This is a genomic window from Eubacterium coprostanoligenes, assembly GCF_900167205.1.
In the GTDB taxonomy this organism is placed as follows: Bacteria; Bacillota; Clostridia; order Oscillospirales; family Acutalibacteraceae; genus Eubacterium_R; species Eubacterium_R coprostanoligenes.
Genome location: NZ_FUWW01000030.1, coordinates 1 through 5,630, shown reverse-complemented (window position 1 = coordinate 5,630; position 5,630 = coordinate 1). Strand labels below are relative to the sequence as shown.

7 protein-coding genes and 1 pseudogene are annotated in these 5,630 nt (G+C 41.4%); all 8 read right to left on the bottom strand.

Annotation, left to right across the window (positions count from 1 at the left end):
* Positions 1 to 410, bottom strand: a 410-nt coding sequence (locus tag B5D29_RS08415) for an FAD:protein FMN transferase (protein WP_143406760.1), incomplete at its 3' end; no start/stop codon positions are given.
* 153 nt (positions 411 to 563) lie between these two features.
* Entirely contained in the window at positions 564 to 1,562 is a 999-nt protein-coding gene (locus B5D29_RS08410) for a hypothetical protein (protein WP_078769115.1), read from the bottom strand.
* A 110-nt stretch (positions 1,563 to 1,672) separates the two neighbouring features.
* Positions 1,673 to 2,470 (bottom strand): RnfABCDGE type electron transport complex subunit B, encoded by a 798-nt coding sequence (locus B5D29_RS08405; protein ID WP_078769114.1) that lies wholly within the window; start codon positions 2,468 to 2,470, stop codon positions 1,673 to 1,675.
* Between the two features lie 15 nt (positions 2,471 to 2,485).
* Positions 2,486 to 3,064, bottom strand: a complete 579-nt coding sequence (locus B5D29_RS08400; protein WP_078769113.1) for an electron transport complex protein RnfA — start codon at positions 3,062 to 3,064, stop codon at positions 2,486 to 2,488.
* Positions 3,065 to 3,727: an electron transport complex subunit RsxE gene (rsxE, locus tag B5D29_RS08395; protein WP_078769112.1), complete on the bottom strand. Its 663-nt coding sequence runs from the start codon at positions 3,725 to 3,727 to the stop codon at positions 3,065 to 3,067.
* 17 nt (positions 3,728 to 3,744) lie between these two features.
* On the bottom strand, positions 3,745 to 4,383 hold the full coding sequence (locus B5D29_RS08390; protein ID WP_078769111.1) for an RnfABCDGE type electron transport complex subunit G: 639 nt from the start codon (positions 4,381 to 4,383) through the stop codon (positions 3,745 to 3,747).
* Entirely contained in the window at positions 4,383 to 5,420 is a 1,038-nt protein-coding gene (locus tag B5D29_RS08385) for an RnfABCDGE type electron transport complex subunit D (RefSeq protein WP_078769110.1), read from the bottom strand. The genes B5D29_RS08390 and B5D29_RS08385 overlap by 1 nt, the downstream gene beginning before the upstream one ends.
* 2 nt (positions 5,421 to 5,422) lie before the next feature.
* Positions 5,423 to 5,630 (bottom strand): annotated as a pseudogene (locus B5D29_RS08725) (electron transporter RnfC); the annotation flags it as partial.

Below are 5,630 nucleotides of genomic sequence, written 5' to 3'. Positions count from 1 at the left end.
TAATCCCTCTCGTTATGCCACAGTTCAAGAACAGCACCCATACAAATATTCACCTTGCCTTTGGTGAAGCTGTAAATTTCCGTGCCATAAGTCAGCATATCAATAATTTTTTTATCAACCTTTACAGGAGATTTGCCTGCAAGTTTGTTGACTTTATACAGATTTGTTACACCTTCGTGTTCCTTATAAATATCGAACAGTTCATCATAAGTTTTAAGTTCATCATAAAACCTTTGATAATTGCGGTCGAACTCTTCCTGACTGTTATCATATGCAATAACGGTTGACGCAGTATCAAAAAGGTCAAGGAACGATGCTTTATATTTTTCCTTTGCTTTGGCAGTATTGGAGCAAGAAGCGAAAGCAACTGCAACCGCAAAAGCCAAAAACAGCGACAATATTTTTTTCATAAATAATATTATAACAGAATTCCGGCAACAATTCAACCTCTATAATATATTATTATATATAAAACTATATAAAACAAATAAATATGTTCAAAAATGTGTTCAAAAAAAGTTCCCCTAAAATTAGGGGAACTCAAAATCAGCAATTAAAAGCAATTATGAATTGATTGCCTTTGCAACATTTTCTGCAATGCCATTGATTGTCATTGTGCAACCGGCCTTAAGGTCTGCATCAGTTGCTACCATATCGTCGCCATAAGAAGCCTTGATTTCGTCAGCTGTCTTGCCAACACACCACTTCTCAAATGCTTCAGCTTGCTCATACCATTCTTTTCCGATTGGTGATGCGCCTCTCATATTGTAATCGTCGCCAAGTTCTTTCTTTGACTTGTAAGCGCCCTTTTCAACAGTGAATTTGCCGTCAGCGATTGAGCACTTAGCCTGTGAAGCATCGATAACGCAAGATGTTACCTTGCCGTCTGCATCAACAGTTACAATTGCATAGTTTGTATCGTACTGAAGATTTGTTTCGTTTGACTCATAATACTTTTCTGTTGTCATAGCAAGCTTGAGTGAATCAGTAGCGCTTGCACCGAGGTCTTTTGCATTTTCCATAGCCTGTGCTGTTACCTGTGCAAAACCGTTTGCATACATTGTGCAACCTGCCTTGAGATCAGCATCTGATGGATAACCGTCTTCGCCGATACCTGCCTTAACTTCTTCAGCTGTCTTGCCCTTTGCCCATTCTTCAAATGCAGCAATTTGCTCATACCATTCTTTGCCGATTCCGGAAGCACCCTTCATGCCGTAGTCTTCCTTCTTATCACGCTTTGTTCTGAGGTCTGCTACATCGCCGTTGTCCTTCTTGAGGTCAGGCTTTGTCTGAGCTTCGTCAATTTTTACATCAATGATTTTACCGTCTGCATCAACAAGAACTGCTGCACATACAGAATCGATTTCAAGTGCTGTTTCGGACTTATTGTATTCATCCTCTTTGATTTCGCTTGAAATAGCATAGCCTGTCTTTGCAGTTGCTGTTGCGTCAGTCTTTGCGTCGTCTGTTGTTGTTGAATCCTTTGAACCGGAGCAAGCTGCAAAGCCTACTGCCATCAAACCAGCAAGTCCGACTGCAAGAATTTTTTTCATTTTAGTCATAATAATCCTCTCCTTTAATATTATTGTTTACCAAAATGTTAACATCATTTTAAATCATTGACAACAGATTGTCAATATCTTTGTGAAGAATTTATCACAATATTTAGACATTAATATTTCTTAATTATCTTTCTTGGACACTTTTCGGCACATTTACCGCAAGAAGTACATTTTTCATAATCAATCTTTGCAATGTTATCAACAACAGTGATAGCTCCTGCCTCACAAACTTTTTGACAAATACCGCAAGCGATACAACCTGCTGTGCAGGCATCTCTTACATCCTTGCCCTTTACATGTGAGAAACACTGAACACGATAGTGTGATTCAGCAGGAACAAGCTCGATAAGCTGATGAGGACAAATTTTTACGCACTTGCCACAAGCAATGCAAAGACTTTCGTCAACAACGGCTTTCTTATCGATAATACGAATTGCACTTTCAGGGCAAACTCTTGCACAAGAGCCGAAGCCGAGGCATCCGTACTTGCAAGCATATGGGCTTGAACCCGGCATAATTGAAGCTGCTGTACAGCTGTAAATGCCGATATAGTTATAATCAAGAGTTCTCTTGTCGCTATTACCGTCGCACTTTACATATGCAACCTTGCGAGTTATTTCGCCAAGTTCCGCACCCATAATTTTTGCAATTTGTTCTGCAACAGGCTTACCGCCGACAGGACAACCCGAAACAGGAGCTTCGCCTGAAGCAATAGCGTGAGCAAGAGCATCACATCCGGCATAACCGCAACCACCGCAGTTACTGCCCGGAAGAGCCTCTCTTACTTTTTCTTCTTTTTCATCTACTTCTACATGAAAAACTTTTTCTGCAATGCCGAGAGCAACGCCGACAATCAAGCTGATGAGGCAAACAATGCCAACGGCAATTAAAATCTCTTTAATATCCATAAAGCTCCTTTCTGCTTAAGCAAAAGCATTGAAGCCGTAGAATGCAATAGACATAAGGCACGCAGTCATAAGAACCGCAGGTGTGCCCTTGAAGCATCCCAAGAAATCATTGTTTTCTGTTTTTTCACGAACGCTTGCCATAATAACAATGGCAATAGTAAATCCTACTGCTGTGCCAAAGCCTGTAACAACGCTTGTGATTACATCGTTTGACTGCTGAACATTTGTGAGAGCAGTACCCAAAACCGCACAGTTTGTTGTGATAAGAGGAAGGTATACACCGAGGCTCTTATAAAGTGACGGAACAACCTTTTTGAGGAAAATCTCAACAAGCTGAACCAAGAATGCGATTACAACGATGAATATAATAGTTTTTAAATACTCTAAATTAAGTTTTACAATAATATATTTGTAAAGAACGCTTGAAACAAGCGATGAAAGAGTGATAACAAAAACTACCGCTCCGCCCATACCTGCGGCTGTTTTGGTGGATTTTGAAACACCGAGGAACGGACAAATACCCAAGAACTGACTAAGAACAACATTGTTTATAAGTGCTGTTGTAATCAGAACCAAAAACAACTTTCCAGCCATTTACTTGCCCTCCTTTTCTGCCGACGGACATTGTGCACAGTTGCCTGTACAACCTGTCTTTTTCTTTTCTTTCTTGCTTACGCCGAGTTTGTTCATCAAAGCGCAGAGAAGTGAAAGCACCAAGAATGCACCCGGAGCAAGAATGAAGATTGAAATAGGCTCATAGCTTTCAGGCAAAACACGAAGTCCGAAAACTGTGCCGTTGCCGAGGATTTCTCTGATAATACCGATAGTGGTAAGACCGATTGTGAAACCGATACCGATACCGACACCGTCAAAGATTGAAAGCAAAACATTGTTCTTTGAAGCATAAGATTCCGCTCTGCCGAAGATGATGCAGTTTACAACGATGAGAGGGATGAAAATACCCAAACTGCTGTAAAGCGGAGTGAGGAATGCGTGCATAAGCATTTCTACAATTGTTACAAATGAAGCAATAATAATGATATAAACAGGCACTCTGACGCCGTTTGGAATAACCTTACGCAAAAGAGAAATAATCATATTTGACATAATGAGAACTGCCATTGTGGCAACACCCATACCAAGGCCGTTGAGTGCACTTGTTGTTACCGCCAAGGTCGGACACATACCAAGCATAAGCACAAAGGTAGGATTTTCCTTGATGATACCGTTATAAAGTCTTTCTAAAATACCCTTCAAAAAAATCTCCCCCTCTCTTACTGTGCCTGTGCGGAATCCGCACCGCCGAAGTTTGCTTGATAGAAAGCAATACCGGCATTGACTGCCTCTGTTACGGCATTTGTTGTGATTGTTGCACCTGAAATTGCATCAATCTCTGTATCAGCAGTAGCACCTGACTTTGTATAGCTCAAAGTTTGTGCCGGCTTGCCCTTAAACTGATTTTGGAAATCAGGATCTGCACATTTTGAGCCAAGACCTGCTGTTTCGCTGTTGCTGATTACAGTGAAGCCTGTAAGCTTATCGTCCTTGATACCGATTGCAACCTGAATTTCACCGCCGTAGCCGTTTGGTGAAGTTGAAGCAATGATGTAGCCCTCTGTGTCGCCGTTTGATGATTTAACTTCAAGAGCGTCGGTAACAGCACAGCCTGCAAGACCGTTTTTGTCAAAAAGTTTTGTTGATTTTTCAATCATTTTGTCGAGTCCGTCAACCTCGCCGAACTCTGTGGCATCAGCATAAACAACTTTATAAGCCTCTGCCTTTTGATTAATTTCTGCCTGTTCAATAGGTTCTCTTGTGATTTGGTTTACAACAGCCAAAGCGGCAACAGCCACAAGTGTGATGATGACCAAAATCAAAGTATTTTTGAACAAGCCTGATTTTTTCTTTTCCATTACTGTGCATCTCCTTTCGCTTTAACTGAGCCGAAAGGCTTTGGAACAGTTATTTTTTCAATCAACGGAACAAGAAGGTTGCAAATGATGATTGCATATGAAACACCTTCTGCTGATGAACCTACAACTCTGAACATTGCTGTTACAAAGCCGAGAAGCACACCGTAAAGGATTTGACCCTTTGCGGTTATCGGACTTGTAACATAATCGGTTGCCATAAAGAATGCACCAACAAGAAGTCCGCCTGACAAAGCCTCGCTCAAAAGGTAATTTACAGTTACTGTGTCACCCTGAACAAGTCTGATAATTGCGATAAACGCAACAGTTGAAAGAATATATGTACCCGGAATACGGATTGAAATAACCTTTTTGATAAGGAGATATGCGGCACCGATTAAGATGGCAAGAGCCGAAACCTCACCGATGCAACCGCCGTGCATACCAAGGAACAATGATGTCAAATCAAGTTCTTTGCCGTCACCAAGCTGTGCAAGAGGAGTTGCACCTGCCACAGCGTCAAGTGCGGTATCGGTTTTGCCTGCCAAAAGATAAAGGCAATCCTTGATTTTGCCGTCCTTGAAAAGCTCGCTGAATGATGCACTGTATACCTTATACATTGCAAAATCGCCCATTTTTGCAGCGAAAGAAATGAGAAGGAAGCATCTTGCACCGAGTGCAGGGTTCATAAAGTTCTGACCCAAGCCACCGAAAAGCATTTTTACAATAACGATTGCAAAGCCGCTGCCGAGAACAGGAATGTACCAAGGCACACTTGCAGGAAGGTTAATAGCCAAAATAAGGCCTGTTACCAACGCACTGTTGTCAAAAATTGTGATTGGTCGTTTTGTGATAACCTCAAAAAGAAGTTCAAAAAGAACACTTGATACAACGCAAAGAACAGTTACGAACAATGCCGGAAGACCGAAACGGTAGATACCGAATGCAAGAATCGGCAAAAGTGCCAATGCAACATCGCCCATAATTGTTTTGGTGCTGTCCTGTGTTCTTAAATGCGGAGATACCGAAACATTATACATATTTAGTTGACCTCCTTACTTTTTTGTCTGTTAAGTTCTTTTCTTACCTCTGCCTTGCCGACATTGAAAAGGTGGGTAAGAGGAATTCTTGCAGGGCAAGTGTATGAGCAACAGCCACACTGTACACATTCCATACCGCCCAAATCCGCAAAAGCAGTGAATTTGCTCTGCTTAACAGCCTTTGCAAGCATTTGCGGAAGAAGATTTGAC

Bases quoted from the DNA above. Each gene is read 5' to 3' on its own strand.
- B5D29_RS08410 (WP_078769115.1), bottom strand. From the start codon at position 1,562: ATGACTAAAATGAAAAAAATTCTTGCAGTCGGACTTGCTGGTTTGATG.
- B5D29_RS08405 (WP_078769114.1), bottom strand. From the start codon at position 2,470: ATGGATATTAAAGAGATTTTAATTGCCGTTGGCATTGTTTGCCTCATC.
- B5D29_RS08400 (WP_078769113.1), bottom strand. From the start codon at position 3,064: ATGGCTGGAAAGTTGTTTTTGGTTCTGATTACAACAGCACTTATAAAC.
- B5D29_RS08390 (WP_078769111.1), bottom strand. From the start codon at position 4,383: ATGGAAAAGAAAAAATCAGGCTTGTTCAAAAATACTTTGATTTTGGTC.
- B5D29_RS08385 (WP_078769110.1), bottom strand. From the start codon at position 5,420: ATGTATAATGTTTCGGTATCTCCGCATTTAAGAACACAGGACAGCACC.